The organism is Hyphococcus aureus, assembly GCF_042643165.1.
Lineage (GTDB): Bacteria > Pseudomonadota > Alphaproteobacteria > Caulobacterales > Parvularculaceae > Hyphococcus > Hyphococcus aureus.
Map to the genome: position 1 here is coordinate 2,240,867 of NZ_JBHRSH010000001.1, position 24,637 is coordinate 2,265,503.

The following is a 24,637-nucleotide window of genomic DNA, read 5'->3' on the forward strand; positions in this document are numbered from 1 at the left end:
CACGACCCGCGGCGGGGAAACCGGAGAAACAACATCAGCGGCGGCAGCGCCGCAAGCGCCAAAACCGTAGAATCAGCCCATGTCATTAAGGCCGCTCATTTCTTTATGGAGCCAATTTTGAAAGCAGATCGAATGCGACGCCGTCGAAACGCACGCCGCCGTCATAAATCGAAAACCGGTCGACTGTGTTCGCCGCATAGCGAATGCGGTCTGACCGCGCCGGGGCGAACAGATTGTTCAGTTCGAGGGACAGATCGACAAGCAGGCGTCCGGCAAGGTCTGGATACGCCGCCAGCAATTCCGGCAGCGCCGGATAGTCGAGCGCCGCGAAGGCGCCGGCGTCCGTTCCGGTTTCAGGAGGATGCGCACAATCATCGGCGCGCAACTCTGCGCGATACCGATCGAACCATGGCGCCGCGCGTTGCAGAAAAACCGGCGCCGCCATGCGATATTCATAGTGCACGCGTTTGAATTTGCTCCATCGCCTAAGCTGGCCGTAATTCGTCGCCGGCGGGCCGATTTCCTCGAGCGGAATGGCGGCGCCATCGACGAAGGCCAAGTGCTCGTCTGAATTCATGACAAAGACATGCTCCGTTCCGGCTTATCGTCGATCTATTTGTCGAGACCGTTTGCGCTGCATCATAACCGGCAGGCGGGCGCTGCGAGGCAATCGACGAGGGCGCTAAAGAACGCCGAAATTCTTTCTCTGCGCTCCGTAACTGAGTCTCTCAAAAAATAGTCTTCCCAATTCGGCTTTTCCGGCAGATGGCCCTGCCGGATCAGATCCCTCACCATAGATTCCATCAGGTACAGTGCAGGGCTGTTCCAGCTAAATTTTTGCCCCAATTCCAGATAGTTTTCCTTCATATTCCAGTCGACCCAATCGAAGTGCGTTTGCGCGGCGTCGCGTTCTCCCAAACGAAAAGCTGCAATACCAGCCAGCAGGCGGATGCGGGCGGCAAGCGGAGCGGCGTTCTCGAACGGGATTGAGTACGAATTGTTCCCGGTGACATTGGTGAGTGTCATGGTCACCTTGCTGTTCTCCAAAACCTCGCGCGCGGTGGCTAGGTCGGCCTGCGCAAGTTTGTTTCGCCCCGCCAGCAGATACACTTCGCCTCTTCGGGCAAAGAGCTCGGGAATCAGATCGGCCCGATCAGAAGGCGGATAATCAATCAGCTTGGTAAGTCCATCAATTAAACGTTGCCATTGATCAGCATCAGGCGGCGATTCTTCGAAGGTGATGAGAAGCTTGTAAAGCCGGATGAGTTGAAGATCGTACTCCTGTTCCGACCGTCCAAAGGCGCCGGAAGCCGCCAGCAACATGTTCTCGAGCGTGAACTCAAACGCCTCGGACGAACTGACAATACTCAGCCGCGGCGCCCGGCCCCTCGCACTCAACCAGTCATTTGTCGATCGATAGACGTAACGTTCTTCCTCGTTTTCAAGAATGTACAGCTTTTTAAGGCGCGCAGTCTGGTTGAGCGGCTCATGGTCGAGGGCGATATCAAATTCATCAATCGCCTTTCTCATGAAGGAGCGCCGTTGTTCCGGATCTTTTGTGCTGGAATATTGAAGACCCTTTGCCCAGGAGCCGACGCCAAGGGCGTAGTGGCGCCAGCTTTGAACGGCGGCGATTCGCTCAGCATCACGTTCTTTTCTTAGCGCCTTTTCGCAGTAGCCGAGAAGACGCTCTGCATAAGTAGGCTTGTATTGATTGGGCTGCTTTTCGGGGGCAGTGCAGCGCTCAAAGTCGCCCGCATGCGCATTCAGCGGAATCATCAGCGTAAGCACGAAAAAGGCCGCAGCATAAACTGGGAAGCGCCGCGCCCAGGCCACGGCCTTTCCTCGAACTTCCGCACTCATGACGTCTGGCCAAGACGGGTCAGCGCGTCAGCCGCCTCATTCGATCCGTTTTTCGCGGCCTCACGATACCATTTGACCGCTTCAACCGAATCTTTCGGCAGGCCAAGACCCATTTCATAAAGCCTGCCCAGCCGGAATTGGCCGCCGGGATCGCCCCCATTCGCGCCTCTTCGATACCAGACCGCGGCAATTTGATAATTGCGTTTGACGCCGCGGCCATGTTCATACATCCAGCCAATTTCAGTCTGCGCCACGGCGGATTTTTTTTCGGCAGCCTTCTTGAACCAGCCAAGCGCCTGTCTATCGCTGGCTTGACCGGGCGGGGCGCCGCGGCCGTCCAGATACATCGCGCCGACCATAATCATGTGATCTGCAGACGCCGTGGATTTGGCCGCTTCTGTATACCATTTCAGAGCTTCCCTGTCGTTTTGCGCTACTCCGCGGCCATTTAGATACATCCACGCCAATTTGTCATAGGCTTCAATCGTCCCTTTATTCGCTGCGGCCAGCCAGTAGCGAAACGCTTCCTTCTCGCGGCCGCTGTCAAACGCTTCGGCCGCGCGATCTATGTCCGTTTTGTAAGCGTCGGCAATCGGGGGGACCGGCTGGCCCAGCCGGGAGAGCGCCGCACGCGCAGGCTTGCTGTTTTCGATTGCCGCAAAGCGGTACCATTGGATCGCGGTCTGCATGTCTTTCCCGATTCCGTATGATCCCTTCTCATAATATGTTCCGGCAGTATATTTCATATTCGCGTCGCCTTGCGCAGCGCCGGACACGTAATGCCGCGCGCGTTCTTCGGCCTTCTTGCGGCGCTCACGGCCTTCACGCCGCTCTTCCCTCGCTTCGTGCGCGCGTTCTTGTGCGTACGCACAATTTCCCGCGTCAGCGGAAGTTGTGTATGTGTAGCGATAGTCGCCGGCGGTATAAGAGCCAGTAGGCCCGCAAGCGGCGAAGGCGTCCAAATCCTCACTGGCGCAGCCCGAGAGCACGATGAGGCAGATCATCCCCATGAAAGCATTGTGTACGGAAGTCATTGCGTTCTCTCCTTTCATTCCTGCCTGATCCCATTCAAAACCGGCAGGCAGGCGAAGCGACGCATTGCGCCAGCGCGCCCTGCAATGCCTCTTCCCCTTGCCGCACGTTCATCGTCTGTGATCGAAGGCGACGAATTCGGCGATAGCGGAAAAATCGAGCCGCGCGGTCATGGCGTCGAGGTCGGCGCCGCAATCGGGATACGCGCATTGCAGAGACAGGACGCCCGCCGAGCCGACTTTAAAAACGCGTCCCGCCTCGTTTGCCACAGCGAGCTTGAGACCTGGGTAACCGTCACGCTCGAAAGGGATAATTCCGGCGTGCTCGAGTCGCGCGCGCGCATCCGCGTCGGACGTATAAGCCGCCGACATGCCGTCGACGCTAACTGCTGACTCGATGTCTTCCGTGTCGATCGAGATGGTGATGCTTTTTTCCGGCTGCGAATAGATACGCGTGACTTTCAAACGGACGCTGACGCCGGCAGTCGCGGTCTCGGCCAGAGGGGCGACCGCAAAAGCTTCGAAACCGCTTGTGACGGTGTCGCGCTTTTCGATAGCGACATCCTCAACCGTCCACCCATCGAGCGGCGCCGGGAACAGCGCAGCGATATCGTCTTGCCCCAGCCATTCCCGCCAAGCCGCAGCGGGAGCGGTGATCATAACCACCGCAGCCAAACACATCATCGATGCGCGTGCCGCGACCATGCCAAGGGACGCAAACAGGGTTTTTCTCATACGCCGTTCTCCTTGCCGCTGTCGAGCGAGCCGTTCGATCACTTCGAACAATTGACCCGATGATCCGCCGCCATCAATTGAAGCTGTTCGTGGACAGGCATCTCTTCGAGGTTCGCCAAGAGCGCCTGTCGCTGCGCCGCAGGCGCATCGGTTCTCACCCAGGAAACGGTTGCGGATGGTAAGTCCGATGTATCAATAATCTTCGAAAGGGATGCTTTATACTCTATAGGACATTTGGACTCGTCGCCCATCGCGCGAAATTGCGACCCCACCCAAACTTCCTTCATCTCCCAGCAGGCAATTTGTTCGGAACCGGCGTCCGCGTAGTGAACAAAAAAACGTAGTTTCTTGTAATCACACCTCGTAGCCCCACCGGTTCCGGGCCCCGCGCCGCCAGATTTACTGCAATCTGATAGCGCATTCATACCGCCGCCGACCGCATCCCACGCGCCGAGGCTAAGAATTGAAAGGGCGGCATTATATTTACCAGCCCCGTTTGGCTTTATCAGCGTATCGTGAACATCGATATAGCCGCCGCCGGGAATAGACAGCGTCTTATCGGCGGCGCCAACGTTCTTGGAGAATTCTGTTCGACCACTGCAAGCGCCTAAATCTTGTATGGCGATCGCTTTTTTTGCTGTGACGGCGCGATAAGTAGTGCAGCCTGAAGTAAGGAGCACGGTAAACAGAAAGAGAGATACTCGTTTCATATCCCTTTCTCCAAACCGGATGCGGCGCGGCGCCGCCGGGATGCGGCTAGCCCAGCCAACCCAAGCCCGAACAACGCAAAGGCCGGCGGCACGGGAATTTCCGCAACGCCTTCGCCCAATTCAGCGACAAAAAGCTGGTCTCCTGACGTATAGGCGACGAAGTCGCCGAAGACATCGGAGACGCCGCCGCCATTCTGTCCGTTCGTAAGTTGCAGCACACCGCCGTCCAGCAAGCTCAGGATGAACGCCTGGCTGACGCCGCCGGCGTCGAGCGCGTTAAAGGCGAGAAAATCCTGGCTCAGCGACAGCGCGCTTAAGCCTTCAAGGCCGAGCAAAAATGTGGTCATCGTGGCGGCGGCGATATCGCGCAAGACAATATCAGCCAGACCGGTCGCATTATCGACGAGCCCGAAAGCGATCAAATCGCCAAATGTCGCCGGCGTGATTTCATTGAAGCCGTCGGATAAGTCGTCTGACGTAACAAAAAACGACGCGCCGCCGATTTCCTGTGCGCGGGTTTCCATGTCGAATCCCGCAACCTGCTCGGTCCAGACAATGAAGCGCGAATCGATTTCCGTAGCGCTAGAAGCGGGGACAGGGCCCCGCACTACGGTCGGCGGAACGCCAGTACCGATGGTAGTGACTTGCGTGAAGAAAATAATATCGCCCTGGTTCCATGCGATCCTTTCTCCCGATATGCGCACATCGCTAATCGGTCCGGCGCCGCTGAGGCCATCAGCAACCAGAAAATCACTGCTGGTGCTGAGGTCAATCAGGCGAACGGCATCTCCCTGGCCGTCGAAATCATCATCGCTTACATAAACGACATATTGCCCTGACCCGTCTGGCGCCGTTTCGTTGCTGACATTGCGCGAGATTACTTGAGGCGCGCCTGACGAAGCGCCAGCGCTTGTCAATCGCTGAAAGACGACAGCGCCAGGCCCTACGCCAAAAGGGCCAATATCGTTGAGCTGGAAAACGACGTAATTTCCCGAGCCGTCGGACCCGAGGCGGGGCGCAGACACCCCATCGCCGGACGCCGCACCGTCAAACACCAGTTCTGTCGCGAGCGCCACAGGCGCGGCCGCCGCCGGCGTGAACGCAAATGCTGCGACGACTGAACTCAATAAAAAAAGGCGTGATCTGAATATTTCGGCTGTCACAGGATGCTCCCCACTCTCTATTCAGCATGATGAGGCGCAGCACGAAGCTGGCCTCATGAAGGGAGATTATTTGCCCGCCCGGCGCAAAGTCCTGAAAAAAATAGTATTTTCCGCGTAATAAAGCTTAAGAAGAACTTAAGCCGAGGCAGCCCAGAGGTTTTCCTTCGCGATATAGCGGATTGCCCGGCGGTGGCAGGCGTCTATAATCAAACAAGTAGTTTCGCCATGTCGGCGCCGATGAACAACGGCGCCAATGGCCCGATTCTCACGGAATGATGGGCGATCCGTGATAGAACTCTTGTTCGGGAGAGATCCGGATGTCGAATGTTCGACTCTGGAATGAGGATCAAGACCAGCCTTTCGACCTGGCCGGGCGGCGCGTCGTGCCTGCGTTCCGCCGGATTTCATATGACGGCGGCACAACGGAAATCGAGCCGCGCGTTATGGCGGTTCTTTTGGCGCTGGCGCAACGCGCTGGCGAAACGGTTCGCCGCCAGGAGTTGATCGATCTTGTCTGGAACGGCGCGCCAGGCGCGGACCAGTCACTGAACAATGCAATCTCGCTACTGCGGCGAGCGTTACACGACGCAGACATGGATCAGCGTCTCATTAAGACTGTGCCGAAACAGGGCTATCAGCTTTGCGCCTACATGCATCCAATTCATGGCGGCGAAGAGAATGCGTTGCCGCAATCGCCGTCAGCGCCGCTAATCGTTCCGCAACATAGTTTCGGCAGCCGGCGAAGGGCTGCTATTTTTGCGATCACCTTCGTCGCGCTGATAGGCGCCTTTACATTTTCGACGCTGCGCTTTGCAGACGATCCTTCAACGTCGACAAAAATGGCTTTATCCACCGCAGACATCGCCGCGCCCGGTTCGATCGCAGTTCTGCCATTCGCGAACTTCGGCGCCGATCAGGAAAGCGCCTATTTCGCCGATGGTCTCGCCGAAGAAATTCTTCACGCTCTTGCGCAAATCGAAACGCTGAGCGTCGCCTCTCGAACCGATTCCTTTCAATTTCGCGATTCAAATACGCCTGTCGGAGAAATTGCGCAGCGGCTTGGCGTCGCCAATGTCCTGGAGGGCAGCGTCCGTCGCGACGGGGACCGATTGCGCGTAACTGTGCAGCTTATCGCCGCCAACAGCAGCACGCATTTGTGGTCGTCAACGTATGATCGAACGGTCGACGACGTCCTGGCAATTCAGCAGGATATCGCTATCAACATCGCGAATGCGTTGGCCCGCGAAATCAGCGAACCGGAACGCGAACAACTCGCAAGCCTGCCCACGACTGACGCCGAAGCTTACGAACATTACCTTATCGGAAAACACGAATTGCGAAAATGGACGCCGGACGGCAACCGGCGCGCAGTTCGCCATTTGAAACAATCCATCGAACGAGACCCGGAATTCGCAGAAGCCCAACTGGCGCTCGGGCGCGCTTATTATTTCGCCGGCACGCATTACGGTTGGATGGATCCTGCGGAAGCAATTCCAAAAGTGAAGGCGTCGCTCATTCACGGCGTCTCCTCGGAAAATAGCGCAACACGCTCAGCAGCCCTCTCCATCTATGGCGATGTTCTAGCCTGGAGCGATCAGGATTGGCGCGGCGCTATCGCCGCCTATGAACGCGCTTACGAGCTGTCCGGAACGCCTCCGCTAGGATACGGTTTGACGAACTCGATCGTCGGCAATCACGACGCCGCCGTCGGCATATTCAGGAAATTACTGGACGACGGCGCGGGGAGCATTGGAATCAACGGCGATGCCAGCGTCCGGAACAATCTCGCCTGGGCGTATTTCAATGCCCGCCGCTATGAGGACGCGCTGCGCGAAGCCGGCGCGGTCCTTTCCGAAGACGCCGCCTACGCCGACGGCTACAGGGTTCTCGGGCGCGCCCAACTGCTCCTGGGACAGACCGATGAAGCAATTGCGGCCTTTTCTGAGGCCGCAAGGCTCATGAACGAGGCGCCGACGGCGCAATCCGATCTCGCGGTCGCGCTCGCGCGCGCCGGGCGCGAGGAAGAAGCGCGCACGATCCTCAACAACCTTCTTGCGCTCGACACATACGTGCCGGCGCCGCTGATTGCACAAGTATACGCCAATATCGGCGATTCGGATTCCGCATTCGACTGGTTGGAAAAAGGAATCGAAGATGGCGCGCGGGGCGTGATCTTCCTCAAGATCAATCCTCTATACGATCCGCTCCGCGAGGATGTGCGATACTCCGGACTACTCTTGCAACTCAATTTGAATAGCTGAAGCACCGGATTGGGGGTATCACTCTAAATTCGAACGGGCGCATGTCGGGGGCAAGGCAAAGTGGTTTCTCGTCAAATCCGGCGATCAATTTCACACACGGCGCGAACAATTCGCCTGTCGCAACGTCCGCTTCGTGTCTGAAACGGAACTTTGTATCGAGCAACTCAAAGACCGCTTTTGGGATGATCCTGACGCTTGACTCGCGTTCAAAGCCAGATAAATCCGAAATCCCGATCCCGCGTAAAGGCGATACAGAAGAGATCGGAACTTCTAACATGTGCAATCAGCCTGCTTCTAACGACACAAGGCCGGCTAATTCGAAACCGTGTAAACGCGCATGCCAGCTAATCATGTTCGAGAATTAAATTGGGGTCGCAAACAATATTGGAGCTAGTGAATTGATTTTGCTTGTAAAATTAATGGCTCCCCTTCGTGAATGCGTATCGAACTTTATGTCAGGCGCCAAAGGCGGACTTTCGAGCGCTCTTACAGGAGATAGGTCGTTAAAAACACAGAAAAATATAGATAAATCAATGTTTTGTAAGGTGTGCATCTGTTTTCGTTTTTGGTAGAGCCCGTCCAGCTGGAATGTTCTCAGGGGCCGGTTCTCGAAAGGCGTACGAATTGTCATTCCTGCGGACGAACTCTCACCAAATCCGTTCAATTTCTGTCACGCCGGAGGTTTCTGCGTATTCGAATCTAACAATGGACCTTTTCAGGACAGGTGTTCGCGCCAGAGCGACAATTTTTCCTGGGTCGCCTTGTCGGAGAAGCTGAACAGCAAGAGATCGCTTTGCGCTGCAATGATCCTTTCCGACCAGCAGGGGCTGACGACGATTTCACCCGGTTTGAGATCATAGTCTTTACCGTCGATTGACATCGTCCCTTCGCCCTCGACAACGACATGAACCATCCCGTCGGTGCTGCGCATTGGCTGCGTACGGAAACCAGCCGGGGCCAGGCGGGCGAAGGCGGAAATTGTCGACATGACGGAGCCGCCGTCGACCGGATTGACGAACTCCATCAGATAGGCGTCGTGCGGATGCGGGTCATCCGAGCGGCGCATCACTTCCAGGGATTCACGCCACTCCTCAAAAGGATAGATGAAAAGCGGATTGGCGCGGACAGAAGAGGCTTCCACTCGCGCAGGGCGGAGATTGCGGCCCCAGCGGAAATTGGAATCGCCCGCTTCACGCGTGGCGGGCATGGCGCCGCGATCCTCGCGATGTTCCGCAAAGCTGCCGTCCAGCATCTGCACAAGCGGAATATCCAGCCCATCAAGCCAGATCATCGGCGTGTCGGTTTCATTGCCATGATCGTGCCAGAGCATGGACGGGGTGAGTTGGGGATTGACGCCATCGTCGACAAGGGAGCCGGGCAGGGGTGCCTGCTCCGGGCTGTTCGACAGATTTTCGATGCAAGCGACAACGCTCTGATTGCAACTGTGCGCCAGACTTCTCTGCTGCGAGGCGATGGCGGGTGCGGTTCGTATGGCGAGACGCTTCCCCCTTCAAAGCCCGTGCCCGACCGCGGTCCCGACGCTCGCATGGAGATTGAGACGAGGCCTGAACAGGCGCTGCTTTATCGTCTATCGGGCGACTACAATCCGCTTCACGCCGACCCGCAGGTTGCTGCCGACGCCGGTTTTCCTGCGCCAATTCTGCACGGCCTTTGCACATACGCGATAGCCGGAAAGGCGATCCTCGGCTGGGCTTGCGATAATGACCCGGCCTTGCTGCGCGGTCTGGATTGCCGATTCACCGCGCCCGTATTTCCGGGCGAGAGGCTGCTTGTAGAGATGTGGCGGTCGGCGACGGACGTGGTGGCGTTCCGGGCGTCGGTCCCCGCCCGTGAAACAATTGTTCTGGATTTCGGCCTGGCGCAGTTGGACTTCAAGGTCACGGATGCAGCCGTTCAAGGCGGCGCGGCGCAATCGCAGGATTTAAAAAACAAGGCCAAGACTGAGTCGCCGGCTTAAAGGAGGATGGTTTGAATAACGCGCAATCACCATTGGAGATCGCACAGATCGGAATTAACAGCTCTGATCTCGCAGGTTCGTTGCGGCTTTTCGTGGAGCTAGGCTTTCAGAATGCCGGAGGACACATGATCTGGGGGCAGCCCATGGCGATACAGGGGCTGCCGCCTTCTGCGCGCGGTCAGTTGTGGTGGCTGATCGGTCGGCAACGGCGCGTGCAGCTTGAATTCTTTCACCTGACCAACCCCGCCCAGCGACCGCTTCGCGACGATTGGCGGTGCTGCGATCTGGGGTGGATCCGCTTCGGCATTGCGGCGCCGGATCTCGATGCGGCGAAAGCTGTGTTGGCGAGATGGGACATCCCGATCACGGGAGAAATGGCGCAAGCGGGAGAGCCGCGGCGGCTGGCGTTTCGCGATCCTTTCAGCGGCTGCTTCGTTGAAATCATGGAAGATAGCGATGTCATTCCCGGCGGGCGCGCGCCGCATTTTCATGACGCCGGGCCGGCGGTGGTTTACGCCACTAGTTCGGTTTCGGACCTCGCTGCTGCGCGCGACTATTATTCGAATGTCCTCGAGCTCGATGTAACCGACGACTTGGCGATCCATGGACCTGAACATGAGGCCTTGTGGAGTCTTGATGGCGCCAGAAGCGAGAGCTTCGTTGTAAAGGGCGGCGGGTTCCTGCTTGAGATCGTTCAGTATCTCGATCCGGTCGGTCGTCCGAAAGCCGATGACTATACCGTGGCGGATCAGGGCATTTTGAATGTGGCGATCGTATCTCGCGATCTTGCGGTCGTTAAAAAGGCCGTCGACCGTGTGAGAAACGCCGGGTGGCGCGCCAGCGAGATGGTGACAATCGGCGAAGCAGGAGGAGCTTATATTCCCGAGCCCGAGCGCGAAGTTGAGATTGGCTCGCTCGCAGAAAAGGACGAGGCGATTTTCGGTTATGTTCCGTCTACCCCCTTTTTAGGGCAAATGTTTTGAGTCTTTCCCGCAGGCCGCCGTCAATATGGGCTGTTTGGGCGGACTGGTTGAGCGCGCCGGTTCAATCTTTCAGGTCGCAATAGGCGCTAAAATACAATCCGGTTAAGATCCGGAACCGCTGACAAAATCTCTTGCCATGAAGGAGCGCAATCAAATGACCCTTGCTACTTCCCAAAAAGTCTCATTCCTTTCCGGCTTTGGCTCGGTTACAGATGTGCCGCGGCTTCCCGACGGGTTCGCCGACACGTTCCAGAGCTACAGCGTCGATACTGGCAATGTAAGATTGCATGCGGTGATCGGCGGCTCCGGCGAGCCGCTGCTTCTCCATATCGGATGGCCGCAATGCTGGTTTGCCTGGCGTTACCTCATGCTGCCGCTCAGCAAACATTACACAGTGATCGCGGTGGACCCGCGAGGGCTCGGCATTTCCGCCAAGCCGGCTGACGGCTATGATGTGGACACCCTGGCCAATGACATGTTCGGCTTGATGGATGCGCTTGGCTATGACCGCTTTCTTATGGCGGGACACGACATAGGCCTCATCGTCGGCTATGTAATGGCCGCGAGCCGGCCGGAACGAATCAGACGCATCGCTCTGGGCGAAGGTCTGATCGTGGGCGCTTCGCCTTCACCGCCATTGATTCCGGAACATCGGCAAATGAACGACTTCCTGTGGCATTTCGGCTTCAATCGCGCGCTCGATATCAACGAACGGCTGGTGGAAGGCCGCGAGGATCTGTTCTTCAATTATCAGTTCGCCACCAAGGCCGCGTCGGAAGAGGCGGTGCCGAAATATGCGCGCGACTTCTACATCGAACTGATGCGCCGCGTTCCGGGAACGCTAAAAGCGAGCTTCGATCATTACCGCGCGCTGGATGAAACGATCCCGCAGCTGCGCCGCCACATGGCTGCAAAAGTCACCGTGCCGGTCTTCACGTTCGCCGGCGCTCTGGCGTGCGGAGATATGGTGGAGGCTGAGTTCCGAACACTGGCCGACAATGTTGAGGCGCTAGTCATATCCGAATGCGGTCACTTTCCACCGGAGGAGCAACCGGAGGCGCTGCTCGCCGCGCTCACCGGCTTCTTCGCCGCCTGAAGCGTGCGAAGGACGCACCTTCGAATTTTTCGCGATTGGGGCGATGTTCTGGAAATCAGTCAGCCTAGAAATCTTTTTAGATTAGCGCCGCGCGCGAGAAAAAGTCTGCTTTTCGCGGGCGGAATCGGCATCACGCCGATCCTGTGCATGGCGGAGCAACTCTCGCAGGAGAGCGGTGACTTCGAGATGCACTATTGCGCGCGATCCGAAGACCGGGTCGCGTTCCGTTCACGCTTAGCGGAATCGTCATATGCGGACGCCGTCCACTTTCATTTCGACGATCAAGACGTCAACCAAAAGCTCGATTTCGAATCTGTACTCGGCGAACCGCAGCTTGATACCCGTTTATATGTCTGCGGACCAAAGGGATTTATGGACGCTGTTCTTGGATTTGCACGAGATAGCGGTTGGCCGGAGAGCCAAATCCATTACGAGTGTTTCGAGGCGGAGGAGTTGGTTGAAGAGGACAGCAGTAGTTTCGATGTGAAGATCGCAAGCTCCGGGCAGACCATCACGATCCCCGCAGGAAAGAGAGTGACGGAGGTTCTCGAGGAACATGGGATTAAAGTTCCGACGTCCTGTTCGCAGGGGGTTTGCGGGACTTGCCTGACAGGCGTTCTGGAGGGGACGCCGGATCACAGGGACAATTATCTCACACCGGAAGAGCAAGAAGAGGGCAAGCTTTTTCTTCCATGTTGTTCTCGAGCAAAAACACCCTTTCTTGCTTTAGACCTCTAGGCTGAAATTAACAGGCCGCGCCTGTTCGAAAAATTTACCGTGCGACACGAGTTCGGGGACTCGACAGTCGATTTTGGGCCGTTGGCATTACAATATTGTTTCCAAACCGCTAATTGGCGAATGGCTATTAGCGCTGTTGCTTGTGTATATCCATAATTTTGTACCTAATCGAAGCTCTATCTGTTTGGCGCGCCCGGATAGCGGGAGCCGGATCAAGTGGGGAGACACTATCAAGTGCGAGCGGAAGCCATAATCTGTTTTTGGTTTTGGCCGGATCAATGTGATGCACGCATTGAAACCGTTGGCTGAGCGAGAGCTATATGGGCCTAACCTGGCGGTTTCCGCCTCCCGTACTGATCGGACACAGCTTGGGTGCTTCGAAAGCGCCTGTTGTTTCATTCGTGATGGAAGTCATCGGCCTGGTTTCGTCGAATGCCGCCAGTGAGATGCAATCTGCAAGCCCTTGTGTTACAAGCCTTCAATATCCATGCACTTTAGCGGGGGCGGAAACATGGAATGGGCGGCGGCGTTCTTCAAGAACATAGGCGATATCTACAACCATCCCGGTTATCTGGATAACATCACGGCGGGTCTCCATGTTATGGCGCTCGAAGTGATCCTGGTCACCGTCCTGCTGACGCGTCTGCTGCAACATATCGACTATAAGAACACGGAGAGAAAATGGCTTGACACCAGAAAACAACTTGCGACGGCTTTGCTTGTTTCGGGAGTGCAGCTTGCAAAATCCACGCTGCGGTTGTTTTCGTCAGAGGACGATGAAATCATTTTGAATGCAGATTTCGTCGAGCAATTGGCGCAGATCGAAACGGCTATCGACAATGTAAACGATCAAATCATGGTTCATTTGAATGCGTTGACGCCATCGCTCGTGCAGGAGATTTCCATTCTTTCGGCGAAGCTCGCAGGGTATCAGCATACAATCGGCATACTGAAGTCACGCGCCGGCAGCATCGAAATTCCGCGCTTTCAGGCCGATGCGATTGATGCGCAACGAATTTCCGGCGAGGCTTTGGCCCGGTCGCCGGAACGATGGGACGCCCTTGCGCAATCGGACTGGACGCTGCTCAGTCAAACCTATTTCGCAAAAATGTGCATGTATGCTATTCGGCATGGACACGATATCGCCGGTTATCTGACAGAGTTGGTCGACAGGTTTTACGATGCCGAGGACTTGCCCGCCCGATGGGAGACCTCAGCGGCTGATTGGCGTAGGAAGCTGATGGCGGACAATGACGCCCTGATCGACTGTGAAAAACATATTATGGAAAAGGGGATTGTGTTGATGACCGTCAATCGCCCGTTCTGGAAGTGACCAGGATCCGGTTTGCGTTTAATCAGCGAGCTTTGGAAACGCGAGTTTCACAACCCCGGCGGTGTGGACGGTCATCCGGACGTCGTAGATAGGCTCCAGGACAGCCGGGTCGATGAGAGAGGCCGCCGGTCCCCGCCAGGCGATGCGACCTTCCTTAAGAGCTACAATTTCATCGCAATAGCGCGCCGCGAGATTGATGTCGTGCAGGATAATCAGAATTGAGACTGCACGCATGCGAGAGATGCTGCGCACAAGATTCATCGTTTCAATCTGAAAGCGTATGTCGAGCGCGGAAATTGGCTCATCCAGAATCAGGACGCTTGCCTGCTGCGCCAGAAGCATTGCGATCCAGCAGCGTTGGCGTTCTCCGCCGGAAAGAGTGTCCGTCGAGCGGTCTGCAAGCTTGTCCATGCCGGTGATGGCCAGAGCCTCGTCGACCGCCGCGCGGTCATCGGCGGAGAATTGTCCAAGGGCGCCGTGCCACGGATATCGCCCGGTGCGGACCAACTCATGCACGGTCAGGCCGGTGGCGACGGGGATGGATTGGGGAAGATATGCGATGCGGCGGGCGAAATCGCGCGCGCCGAAGGCGTCATAGGGTTTTTCATCGAGCCTGCATTCGCCGGAAGAAAGCGACAGCTGGCGCGCGACGACTTTTGCGAGAGTGGACTTGCCGGCGCCGTTGGGGCCGATCAGGCCGGTGACGCATAACGGCGCCAATCGGATGTCGATATTGTTGAGCAGGTTGACATCGCCAATCGACACGGAGGCGGCCTTGATCTCGACAGCGGCGCCATCGGCTTTCTCTGGCGTATCGCTCGTCGACGCCGGTGCTCCAGTCTGGATTTCGTTCATTGCTTCCTTCCCTTTGCGATCAGCAGAAGAAGAACGGGACCGGAGATCAGGCTTGCCAGCACGCCGGTCGGCAGTTGAAGCGGGAACGCAATGGTCCTCGCAAGGCTGTCGGCGATCGTCATCAGCGCGGCGCCCGTCAGCGCGCTCGCGACAAGACCCGCCGGCGCGCTTCTGACGCCAAGCAGGCGAACCATATGGGGCGCCATCAGCCCGACAAAGGTCAATGGTCCGATCACCGGGGTGGCGATGGCTGTCATCACCGCGACAAGTGCGAAGAGAGAGGAAAGCGCGAGCGGAACCCGCACGCCGACCCCGGCGGCGACGGGCGTTCCCAGGGGCAGGACGGCTAGCCAGCGCGAACCGAGCAATGCGACGCAGAGAAAGATCAGCGCCGCCGCGCACGCGCTCGCCGCCATCGTCATGTCGACGCCGCCGGCGGAGCCGGCCATCCAGGCGAGTAAGAGAACGGCGGACGGACTGCCGCTGGCGGAAAACACGCCGACGGCGGCGTCGACGAGCGCCGTCAGGGCGACGCCCGCCAGCAGCATCCGTTCGGGCGCCGCCGGTCCGCGAAACGCAATGTTGAGAACGAATACTAGCGCCGCGAACGATCCTGCCGCAGCCGCAAGGCCGAGACTGATTTCGGAGGCTGCGCCGCCCAGAGCGAGAACGATGGCCGCGCCCATGATCGCGCCGGCGCTCACGCCGATGATTTCGGGGCTGGCCATCGGGTTCTGCGTCACCCGCTGGAGGATGTATCCGCCAATCGCGAGAAGGCCGCCGGCGCCCGCCGCGCCAAGCGTGCGCGGCAAACGCCAGGGCATGATTTCGCCGAACATGTTGGCAGGCAGAATGAACCAGCTTCCGTCCGGCGCGCGGCCGATGAGCGGAAGGAAGCACAGACAAAGCAGGGCCCCCGCCGCAAGAAAGGCCCATACAGGCGCGTTTCGGGCCGGATGCGGCGTACGCACTGGCATGCTCGCATCGACCGCAAGAAGTTGCGGCTCGCGCGAGCGTAGCCGCGAAAGGAAGACAAGCAGCAGAGGCGAACCGATCACCGCCGTCACCGCGCCGGTGGGGATGAAGGCGCCGCCGTCCCCGCCTGTCACCTGAACCGCCAGGTCTGTGACCACAAGCAGCAGGGCGCCAAATATAGTCGACCAAAAGCACCGCGCGACAAATCGCTCAGCGCCGCACAGAGTTGCGAGGGCGGGCGCGGCAAGGCCGATGAAACCGATCACGCCGACCGCACTGGTGACGAACGCCGCCATCAGCACGGCGAGCCCAACCGCGAATATCCGGACCCGCTCGACCGGCACGCCGACGGCGCGCGCCGCCTCTTCACCGGCGTCCATGACTGACAGGGGGCGCATCAGCATCGCGAGAGGGAGCCCGCAAGCCAGCAGGCGCAGCGCCAGTTGAATGGCGGGCTCCCAGCTTTGCTGGCTCAGGGAGCCGGAGCCCCAGATGAAAAGACCGACCAGATACCGGTCCTTGAGCAGCACAAGGACGGTTGACGCGGCCCCGCAATAGAGACTGACCACGAGACCGGCGAGGATCATCGATAGCGGGGAATATCGCCGCGAGCCTGCAATCGCGAGGACGAGAAGGGTTGAGACGGCTGCGCCGGCGATCGCGACGAGATCCCGGCCAAAGCCGAGCAGGCCTGGCGCCAGGACGGCGGCAAGGGCGAGGGCGAGCCTTGCCCCGGCGTTCACCGCCACCGTGTCGGGAGCGACCAGAGGATTGCGAAGCACTTGCTGAAGGATCGTCCCCGACAAGGCGAGCCCGGCGCCGCAGAGAATCGCCATCGTTATCCGCGGCAAAGTCGCGTGCAGCAAGATGAGGCGCTCGAATTGCTCCTCAACCGAATCTGCAGCGAGGCTTGTTTGCAAAGGCTCGCGCAAGAGAATGGCGCCGAATATCACCGCGGCGGCCGATAAGGCGCCGGACAACAATCCTGGATCAAGCGTCCGTTTCAAGCTCTGTCCCATTTTGTTTCCAGATAGGCGAGCAGCAGCTTGGCGAAGCGTTGTGCGGAGGGCAGGGCGCCGAACATGAACACCGGGGGAATGCGTCCTTCGCGCCCGGCCTTGACGAAGGGCAGTTCGGTCCATAGCGGACTTGACGACAACGCTCGTGAAATATCCGGCGGAACGGGTTCGACCGCAATCAGTTCGACATCGGCTGCCGTGGCGAGGTCTTCCAGACCTACAGTTGCGAAGCCGAAATAGCCCACAGGTTTTCTCCAGCCGTTTTGGAGGCCGAGCCAGGCGAGCGTATCGGCGTAAAGACTGCTTCCGCCGTAAACGCGCGCATGGCGATTGTCGATGAAGCTGACAAGCAGCACCGGCCGTCGCTTCAGCCTGGAAAGACGCGCTTCCGCCTCATCGCGCAACGCGTCGAGCGCGGAAATATACGCGTCAGCCGCGTGCTCGGCGTCGATATGCGAGGCCAGCTTCCGGGTAATCCTGATGCGGTTGGCCAGCGGCGTGTCTGCGTGTTCATAGACCGAGAGATTGACCGATGGCGCGATGCGGTCAAGCTTCGGTTTGAAGCGCTCCAGAAACGGCGATATGAGAATGAGCCGCGGGCGCAACGCGGCAATGAGCTCGAAATTCAGTTCCTGTTGCAGGCCGAGATCGGTGACGCCATCTGGCAAGGCAGGCTCGACGACAAAGCGGCGCCAGTCGGCGGCGGCGACGACGCCGGCGGGCGGCTCGCCGAGGGCGATCATGGTTTCAGCGAGCGCCCAGTCGAGCGCGGCGACGCCGCCGCGGGACAATCCAGCCGGAGCGGGAGCGCAGGCAGCGAGCGCAGGCAGGCTCATCCCCTGCAACACTGCCCGGCGCGTGAGGTTCATGCCCCGCTTGTGCATTTCACTTTTCCGGCCTGCGTCCTTGCGCAACACAGTCGCGGATCGCGGCGGGATGAGCGAAGCGCCCCCCATGCCGGACGAGGTCAAAACTCGCCGGTAATTGAGAACGCCGCCGTTCGCGGCGCGCCGGGCGAGGTGGCGGCCCAATAACGCTTGTCGCCGACATTGGTCACGTTCACGCGCATCACGACAGTCTGCCCGAACAGCTCCGTTTTATAGCGCGCCCCGACGTCGACAAGCATGTAATCGGGAATCGTGCGGGTGTTGAGCGGATCCTGATATTGTTCTCCTGTATAGTAGAGACCGCCTGTGAAGGTCACGCCGGGCAGGATATCGGGGAAATATTCCGCATAGACCTTGAAGATTTCCTGCGCGACCCAGTTCGGCCGCCGCCCGTTGAGCGCGGGATCGGCGCTTTCGCGTATTTCAGCGTCCAGCAGGGTCAGCCCTGCGATGACGCTGAGTTCCCTGAAAGGTTTGCCGCTCGCGCTGAGTTCGAGGCCCCTGTGAACTTGAAGTCCGTCCTGGACATAAAGGCCCATCATCGTTCCGTCGTCGGAACGCTCGCTCGCCTTTTCGATCTGGAAGAGCGCGCCGGTGAGAAGAACGCCCTTGAGATTCGCCTTGGCGCCGATCTCGAACTGCTGACTCGTCAAGGGCTCCAGGATCTGGTTGGCGTTGGCGTATGTGGGGCCGACGATGGCGCCTTGTTCGATCGACTCCATGTAGCTCGCATAGGCGGTAAAATTATCATGGGGCTTGAACAGCAGCGAGGCCGTGGGGGTGAGCGCCGTTTCGTCGTACAGCGTGCCGGGCAGCGCCGCGCCGGTCGCGAAGTCGAAACTTTCCGAGCGAATGTTGCTGAGATTGAGCCCGAGCAGCATCGACCATTTTTCGCCGAACGCAATGTCGTCGCCAATAATCCCGTTAAGATTGCGGCTTCTTGCATTCACGATCGTGTAGGAGTCGTCGATATCCCAGTCCGGGACCGGCAAGTCAACGACAGAGCGGTCGGAAAGCGCGTAGACGTAAGGATCGGAGAAGAAAGAGGGAAAGCCGTTTGACTGGATCGCGAGGCTGTTGACGAAGAAATGCCCGTTGGCGCCTATGGTGAGCCGGTGTTTTACCGGTCCCGTGGAGAAGGCGCGGTCGACATAGAAATATCCGCCGTTGGTTTTCGCCCCGTTGCGTCCGCCATAGAGGGTGAACTGGAATTCCGTATCGCCTGGCAGGAGGCTGCCAAGGGGATAGACCAGCGAGCGCGTATCCTTCTTGAAGGCATAGGCGGCGCGGATCGCCCAGTCGTCGGAGGGGGCATAGGCGAAAGTTGCGCCGGCGTCCCTCGACTCGACGTCGAGATAGGTGTCTTTCGGCGCGTAAAGTTTCGATCCGTCGATGGCGGGCGGGACGTTGCCGTTCAGGAAAAACTGAAACTGACGCCCATTGAGTTCGTAATCTTTCGTCGATAGAAAAAACTCAAGCGCCATATCATCGGTGGGCCGCCAGTCCGCCGCAATGCTGACCATGCCGCGCTGAAGCGACTGATGGTCGATTGGCGTGTCGCCGTCCTGATAGAGCAAGTTGAGCCGGTAGCCAAAACGGCCCTCGGCGCCAAGCGCGCCGCCGAAATCCGCATGGGCGTAAAACTGTTCGCCGCCGTAATTGCCGAGGGTGATGTTGCGCAAATCATATTCGGTCGGCCGTTTAAGCTGGTAGTTGATGACGCCGCCGACGGGGCTTGCTCCATACAGAAAGCCGGACAGCCCGTTGAGCAGTTCCAGCTGCCCGATCTCCTCGACGAACACGCCCATGCCGAGATTGTTGTTTTGCACGCCGTTGACATAGGCTCTGGCGACATTGAAGCCGCGCAGCGTCGCCTGTGCAATGTTGTTGACGTCCTGGGACTGGCCTGCCTGGACAAGAGGGCTCGCAGTGAACAGGGAATCGAGATTGCGCGCGACGGTGTTTTCGATGAATTCGCTCGGCAATACGGTGATGGAATAGGGAACGTCCTGGATCGACCGCCCGCCCCAGGGGCCGGTGGTGGCGACGGTTTCGGGCTTGTAGCCGTCTGTGGATTTGCTTTCGCGTTTGCCGATAACGATAATCGTCTCGGGCGAAGCGCCCTCGTCCCTCTCGGTCGATTGACTTTCCTCGGAGTTCGCGAGTGCAGGTGCGATTGAGGAAAAGCCGCAACATAAGACAAGACCGCAATGTGCAATGGTGCAACACCAGCGCAACGATTTGCGGCGCCGTGCGAGAAGCGTGCGTGTTTCCCCATGACCGTCCGACAATTCAGCCAAACGGATGCGTCGATCGTAATTACTCACTTGATCCCCCTCAGGTATTCCCCTTCTGCCCCCCATTTATCCGCAAAGAACAGCATGCGGTTGGCAATATAGACGACCTGTAAACGTCTCACAATAAGACTCGCGCGGGCTTTTCGAATTTGCAAAGTCAATCCGGACAGCGCGACGACAGAAACATACCGCGCACAGATTGAGAGAGGTTGTTATCGTCAACGCGCTATTGACAAAACCCCGATGGTGGCCCAACCCCTTTGAACGTCTCCTTTGCCAATTTGTACTACCTCAAACCGGCTGCGTTCAAAGGGGTTGGGTCACCAAAGGCCTTGCGCAGATCCTGAAGCGAGGCTTCCTCGGCGATGAGTTCTGTGGCGCGCGCCTCGATTTTCGCCCGGCGCGCTTTCGGCAGGGATTTCATCACCTCATTCAATGAGCGGGCCATCGGATCAACCCTCCTTGTTCTCTTTCAACGCTCCCAGATGCTGATCAAATCTTTCGTCAGCGGTTTTGATCAGCCTTTTGTAAAACTTCTTTTCGTTTCCGCCGGACTTGTCCGCCGCCACGAGAATGACGGCCTCGCGTTTCGGATCGAAGGCGAACGCCGCCCGCCACACGCCGTCATCAGCTTCAAATCGCAGCTCCTTCATATTGGCGTGCTTCGAGCCTTTCACCGTATCGACACGCGGGCGGCCCGCCGCCGGGCCGAAGGTTTCGATCACGCGCGCGCGTTGATAGTTCGAAACTAAAAAATGGGGTTACGATTTTTGCTCGCTATTCCATTGAATATGTTGCGAAAAATTTGTGGCTCCCCTTCGTGAATGCGTATCGAACTTTATGTCGGGCTCCCAAGGCTGAATTCCGGGCGCTTTTGCAGGAAATAGGACGTTAGTGGAGCTGAAAAAATACAGATAAATCAGTCAGTTGCGTTGTTTGCCTTGTTCAACGTCTTTGGTAGAACTCATCCAGATGGAATTTTCCCAGGGTTCGATCCTCGAAAGGTGGTCTGAAAGGTGTAGGAAATGTCATTCCTGCCGACGAAGTCGGACCAAATCCGTTCAATTTCTGTCACGCCGGAGGTCGCGGGTTCGAGTCCCGTCACTCGCGCCATTTTCTTCAAGAAAATGAACGCACTATCTTTCTTCAGTTCGTTTTGAATTTGGGCAAAACTCCTCGGGGTACCACTGGGGTACCAAACTTTCGCCCAACAAACTGGGGACAATTTTTCCGTTTTGTTCGGGGCAATTTTTCGAAGCGGTCGGTTTGATTAAGATTGCTCGAAATGAAACCAAACTCGGTGTCTCTGGGGAGGACTACTAACAACCATTGAATCGCGAGTCGGAACCTCTTACCGCCCACCATAATCCAACGATTTTGCTATAATTTTTTGATCCAGGTTCGGACGAAAATATTTATCCGGTTTCAAGGAGCTATCCAGGCAACGAGATTCCTGCAGTTTTGAAATCCATTCCAACCGGTTCAACGGCTCGCAGTCCAAGGCCAATGGTTTGTCCTGGCATTGCGAGTCACCATGGAAATGAGCGCTTTCATGTTGTGGAAAGCATTCGGACCGATCTCTTCAACAAAGATCATAATCGTCTTGAACCAGAAATTCTGGAAGATCTAATTCCCACGGTGGATCCGAGTGATCAGCGGATTTCAGACGTATAACAACCGATTTATTCAAAACAGGAAGGGTGGTCATGCGGCCACCCCCTCAATGCTTTCTTGGCTAACGGACGCCATTGCCATTCTGCAGCCAGGAAAGCTCTATAAATGAAGGGATCGTGTGGATGGGTTTTTCGCTCACTTTTCTTGGCGGAACTGGCACAGTCACCGGCTCGAAATATCTTATCGAAGCGCATGATAAACGCATCCTGGTCGATTGCGGACTGTTCCAGGGCTTCAAACAGTTGCGGCTGAAAAACTGGTCGCCGCTGCCGGTAGCCCCGGCGACCATCGATGCCGTCGTACTGACGCACGCGCATCTTGATCATTCCGGCTACATTCCGCTGCTTGTGCGAAACGGCTTCAAGGGCCCGGTCTATTCCACCCCCGCGACGCGCGATTTCTGCTCCATTCTGTTGCCGGACAGCGGGCATCTGCAAGAGCGGGACGCGGAGTTCGCGAATAAACACGGGTTTTCCAAGCATCGTCCTGCCCGCCCGCTTTACACACAGCGCGACGCCGAGGCGTGCCTTGAATCTTTCAAGCCCGCCAAGTTCGGGGAAGATATTGCGATTTCGCATGACATCACCGCGCGGTTTCGACCGGCGGGCCATATTCTCGGCGCCGCAACCGTTCAACTGACGATCGGGGGAACGTCTATTCTCTTTTCCGGCGATCTCGGGCCGCCAAACTCCGCGACGATGCTTGATCCGGCGCCTGTTCGCCATACGGATTATCTGGTCGTCGAGTCGACTTACGGGAATCGCATTCACGATAAAGAAGATCCTGAAGACCAGTTGGCGGAGGTCATTACTCGAACCGCCGCCCACGGCGGGACTGTGCTCATCCCCGCCTTCGCCGTGGGGCGCGCTCAGACGATATTGTTTCACCTCGACCGTTTAAAGCAGGAAAACCGCATTCCTGATTTGCCGGTCTTCCTCGACAGCCCGATGGCGATTGATGCGGGGGAGATCTTTTGCGCGCATTTAGGCGATCATCGGTTGACAGAAGATCAATGCCGGACCTCATGCGGCGTTGCGGAGTATGTTCGCGAGGCGGAAAAATCAAAGGCGCTCGACGCGAATAAAATGCCGAAAGTCATCATCTCGGCGAGCGGCATGGCGACCGGCGGCAGGATCCTGCACCACCTCAAATATTACGCGGTCGATGAGCGCAACGCCTTGGTGTTCACCGGCTTTCAAGCGGGAGGAACCCGGGGCTCGGCGATTGTCGGCGGCGCTCAGGCGGTCAAGATTCATGGCGCCTATGTCAACATCCGCGCGGAGGTTCACAATCTCCATATGTTGTCGGCCCATGCGGACGCCGAACAGATTCTCGATTGGGTAAAGAACATCGAAACGCCGCCGCGGCGGACCTTCGTCACCCATGGCGAGCCGTTTGCTTCGGATGCATTGCGGCGGCGCATCAGCGAAGAACTCGGTTGGGATTGTATCGCGCCAGCGATGAACGACCGGGCTGATCTTGAGTAGGGACCAGGGTGATTTAATGAACGCAAGACAAGGGGAAGCGCCTGTGACGTCCGAAGCATCGAATATTTTACACGCCAGGCGCCTCGGCATCGAAACGCATCAGGAAGCCGTCATTTACATGCGCAAAGATTGCCATGTCTGCCGCGCGGAGGGGTTCTCCGCGCAAGCGAGGATTCGCGTCGCAACCGACAATGCGTTTGTGATCGCGACCGTTAATTTCGTCACGGGAGATCTTCTGGCGCCCGGCGAGGCCGGATTGTCGGAGGCGGCTTGGCGGCGGCTTGATTGCGGGGAGGGCGCTTCGCTGCGCGTTTCTCACGCGCGCACGCTCGATTCATTGAGCGATCTTCGCGCGAAAGTCTATGGTCGCGAGCTTGGTGACGCCGCGCTTGGCGAGATCATGGCCGACATTATCGAAGGACGCTATTCCGATATTCATCTGTCATCGTTTATCACGGCGTGTGCGGCGCGCGGCCTGAACGAGCGCGAGGTCATCGACCTGACCCACGCCATGGTCGCGGCCGGCAAGCGTCTTGATTGGAGCGCGCCCCTAATCGTCGACAAACATTGTGTCGGCGGTCTTCCGGGCAATCGAACGACGCCGATCATTGTGGCGATTGCTGCCGCGTGCGGCCTGACGATGCCGAAGACGTCGTCCCGCGCAATCACCTCGCCGGCCGGTACTGCGGACACGATGGAAACGCTCGCGCCTGTCGACCTTGATCTGAACGCGATGCGACGGGTAGTGGAGAAGGAAGGCGGCTGCATCGTGTGGGGCGGGGCGGTTGATCTGAGCCCCGCCGACGACACGCTGATCCGCGTTGAGCGCGCGCTCGATATCGATAGCGAGGGACAACTCGTCGCCTCCGTTCTGTCAAAGAAAGCGGCGGCGGGCGCAACGCATCTGGTGATCGATATGCCCGTAGGCTTGACGGCATAAGTGAGAACCGACGACGACGCGGTTTCTCTCAAGACCAGTCTGTTGAAAACGGCCGAGGCGCTTGGGATAAAAACGCGGGTCGTCGAAAGCGACGGCCGTCAACCGGTCGGGCGCGGCATTGGCCCCGCACTAGAGGCGCAAGATGTCCTGAAAGTGTTGCGCCAGGAAGCGGACGCGCCTGACGACCTCAAACAACGAGCGGTCGCACTTGCCGGCGCGTTATTAGAGCTCAGCGGCGCCGTATCGAGCGGCGACGGCGCGCGCGCGGCGAGAGCGACGCTTGCGGACGGTCGCGCATGGTCGAAGTTCCAGGCGATTTGCGACGCGCAAGGCGGCATGCGGGAGCCGCCCAGTTCAACCTATCAGCATCCGATTCTGGCCGAACGGGGAGGAATGGTCTCGGCGATTGATAACCGGCGCCTTTCAAAAGCGGCGAAACTTGCAGGCGCGCCGGATGCGAAAGCGGCCGGCATTGAATTGCACGGGGTTCTCGGTCAGCGCGTCGAGGTGTCAGAGCCGCTCTTTATTCTGCATGCGCAGACGCGAGGAGAAATGGACTACGCACTTGAGTTTATAAACAGTCACCCACCGATTTTTGAAATTGAGGCTTAG

The 24,637-nt window shown here is 58.0% G+C and carries 19 protein-coding genes and 2 pseudogenes; 8 read left to right on the forward strand and 13 right to left on the reverse strand.

From position 1 onward, the window contains the following. Positions 1 to 103: 103 nt before the first annotated feature. The 6 genes from ACFOOP_RS10940 to ACFOOP_RS10965 form a co-directional block, all read right to left on the reverse strand. A complete protein-coding gene (locus ACFOOP_RS10940) occupies positions 104 to 577 on the reverse strand; it encodes a hypothetical protein (RefSeq protein WP_379880994.1) in 474 nt (157 codons plus the stop codon). Between the two features lie 62 nt (positions 578 to 639). After that, positions 640 to 1,863 (reverse strand): hypothetical protein, encoded by a 1,224-nt coding sequence (locus ACFOOP_RS10945; RefSeq protein WP_379880995.1) that lies wholly within the window; start codon positions 1,861 to 1,863, stop codon positions 640 to 642. Next, entirely contained in the window at positions 1,860 to 2,897 is a 1,038-nt protein-coding gene (locus ACFOOP_RS10950) for a tetratricopeptide repeat protein (protein WP_379880996.1), read from the reverse strand. Before ACFOOP_RS10950 ends, ACFOOP_RS10945 begins: the two co-directional genes overlap by 4 nt. A 108-nt stretch (positions 2,898 to 3,005) precedes the next feature. Continuing rightward, the gene (locus ACFOOP_RS10955; protein ID WP_379880997.1) at positions 3,006 to 3,629 is read right to left on the reverse strand and encodes a hypothetical protein; all 624 of its coding nucleotides are present in this window, start codon (positions 3,627 to 3,629) and stop codon (positions 3,006 to 3,008) included. 38 nt (positions 3,630 to 3,667) lie between these two features. Then, positions 3,668 to 4,339 (reverse strand): hypothetical protein, encoded by a 672-nt coding sequence (locus tag ACFOOP_RS10960; protein ID WP_379880998.1) that lies wholly within the window; start codon positions 4,337 to 4,339, stop codon positions 3,668 to 3,670. Beyond that, on the reverse strand, positions 4,336 to 5,502 hold the full coding sequence (locus tag ACFOOP_RS10965) for a hypothetical protein (RefSeq protein ID WP_379880999.1): 1,167 nt from the start codon (positions 5,500 to 5,502) through the stop codon (positions 4,336 to 4,338). The genes ACFOOP_RS10960 and ACFOOP_RS10965 overlap by 4 nt, the downstream gene beginning before the upstream one ends. Before the next feature lie 317 nt (positions 5,503 to 5,819). Here ACFOOP_RS10965 and ACFOOP_RS10970 point away from each other — a divergent pair, with 317 nt between their 5' ends. Then, positions 5,820 to 7,763 carry a tetratricopeptide repeat protein gene (locus tag ACFOOP_RS10970; RefSeq protein ID WP_379881000.1) on the forward strand — a complete coding sequence of 648 codons (1,944 nt, stop codon included), beginning with the start codon at positions 5,820 to 5,822 and terminating at the stop codon, positions 7,761 to 7,763. Between the two features lie 715 nt (positions 7,764 to 8,478). Here the strand turns inward: ACFOOP_RS10970 and ACFOOP_RS10975 are convergent. After that, positions 8,479 to 9,093, reverse strand: coding sequence for a hypothetical protein (locus ACFOOP_RS10975; RefSeq protein ID WP_379881001.1), 615 nt, complete (start codon positions 9,091 to 9,093; stop codon positions 8,479 to 8,481). Between ACFOOP_RS10975 and ACFOOP_RS10980 the strand changes: the two genes are divergently transcribed. The 5 genes from ACFOOP_RS10980 (at position 9,076) to ACFOOP_RS11000 (ending at position 13,891) form a co-directional block, all read left to right on the forward strand. Continuing rightward, positions 9,076 to 9,741 carry a MaoC family dehydratase gene (locus ACFOOP_RS10980; RefSeq protein ID WP_379881003.1) on the forward strand — a complete coding sequence of 222 codons (666 nt, stop codon included), beginning with the start codon at positions 9,076 to 9,078 and terminating at the stop codon, positions 9,739 to 9,741. The two genes, ACFOOP_RS10975 and ACFOOP_RS10980, sit on opposite strands and share 18 nt — an antisense overlap. An 11-nt stretch (positions 9,742 to 9,752) precedes the next feature. Continuing rightward, the gene (locus tag ACFOOP_RS10985) at positions 9,753 to 10,724 is read left to right on the forward strand and encodes a hypothetical protein (protein WP_379881004.1); all 972 of its coding nucleotides are present in this window, start codon (positions 9,753 to 9,755) and stop codon (positions 10,722 to 10,724) included. Between the two features lie 154 nt (positions 10,725 to 10,878). Then, entirely contained in the window at positions 10,879 to 11,820 is a 942-nt protein-coding gene (locus ACFOOP_RS10990) for an alpha/beta fold hydrolase (RefSeq protein ID WP_104831823.1), read from the forward strand. 3 nt (positions 11,821 to 11,823) lie between these two features. Further along, positions 11,824 to 12,558, forward strand: coding sequence for a PDR/VanB family oxidoreductase (locus ACFOOP_RS10995; RefSeq protein WP_104831525.1), 735 nt, complete (start codon positions 11,824 to 11,826; stop codon positions 12,556 to 12,558). Between the two features lie 511 nt (positions 12,559 to 13,069). Beyond that, entirely contained in the window at positions 13,070 to 13,891 is an 822-nt protein-coding gene (locus ACFOOP_RS11000; protein ID WP_379881005.1) for a hypothetical protein, read from the forward strand. Between the two features lie 18 nt (positions 13,892 to 13,909). Here ACFOOP_RS11000 and ACFOOP_RS11005 read toward each other — a convergent pair whose 3' ends face one another. The 6 genes and pseudogenes from ACFOOP_RS11005 to ACFOOP_RS11030 all read right to left on the reverse strand — a co-directional run. Beyond that, the gene (locus tag ACFOOP_RS11005; protein ID WP_104831523.1) at positions 13,910 to 14,746 is read right to left on the reverse strand and encodes an ABC transporter ATP-binding protein; all 837 of its coding nucleotides are present in this window, start codon (positions 14,744 to 14,746) and stop codon (positions 13,910 to 13,912) included. Next, entirely contained in the window at positions 14,743 to 16,728 is a 1,986-nt protein-coding gene (gene fhuB / locus ACFOOP_RS11010; protein WP_165793816.1) for a Fe(3+)-hydroxamate ABC transporter permease FhuB, read from the reverse strand. The genes ACFOOP_RS11005 and fhuB overlap by 4 nt, the downstream gene beginning before the upstream one ends. Continuing rightward, positions 16,725 to 17,609, reverse strand: a complete 885-nt coding sequence (locus tag ACFOOP_RS11015) for an ABC transporter substrate-binding protein (protein WP_379881006.1) — start codon at positions 17,607 to 17,609, stop codon at positions 16,725 to 16,727. Before ACFOOP_RS11015 ends, fhuB begins: the two co-directional genes overlap by 4 nt. Positions 17,610 to 17,707: 98 nt before the next feature. Next, entirely contained in the window at positions 17,708 to 19,954 is a 2,247-nt protein-coding gene (locus ACFOOP_RS11020) for a TonB-dependent siderophore receptor (protein ID WP_379881007.1), read from the reverse strand. 256 nt (positions 19,955 to 20,210) lie between these two features. Next, positions 20,211 to 20,372: a hypothetical protein gene (locus ACFOOP_RS11025; protein ID WP_165793814.1), complete on the reverse strand. Its 162-nt coding sequence runs from the start codon at positions 20,370 to 20,372 to the stop codon at positions 20,211 to 20,213. A 4-nt stretch (positions 20,373 to 20,376) separates the two neighbouring features. Next, a pseudogene (locus ACFOOP_RS11030) lies at positions 20,377 to 20,652 on the reverse strand (type II toxin-antitoxin system RelE/ParE family toxin); the annotation flags it as partial. A gap of 1,068 nt (positions 20,653 to 21,720) precedes the next feature. On the opposite strand from ACFOOP_RS11030, the gene ACFOOP_RS11035 reads away from it, so the two are divergent. Then, positions 21,721 to 23,085, forward strand: a complete 1,365-nt coding sequence (locus tag ACFOOP_RS11035) for an MBL fold metallo-hydrolase RNA specificity domain-containing protein (RefSeq protein ID WP_379881008.1) — start codon at positions 21,721 to 21,723, stop codon at positions 23,083 to 23,085. A 16-nt stretch (positions 23,086 to 23,101) separates the two neighbouring features. After that, positions 23,102 to 24,637 (forward strand): annotated as a pseudogene (locus tag ACFOOP_RS11040) (thymidine phosphorylase family protein).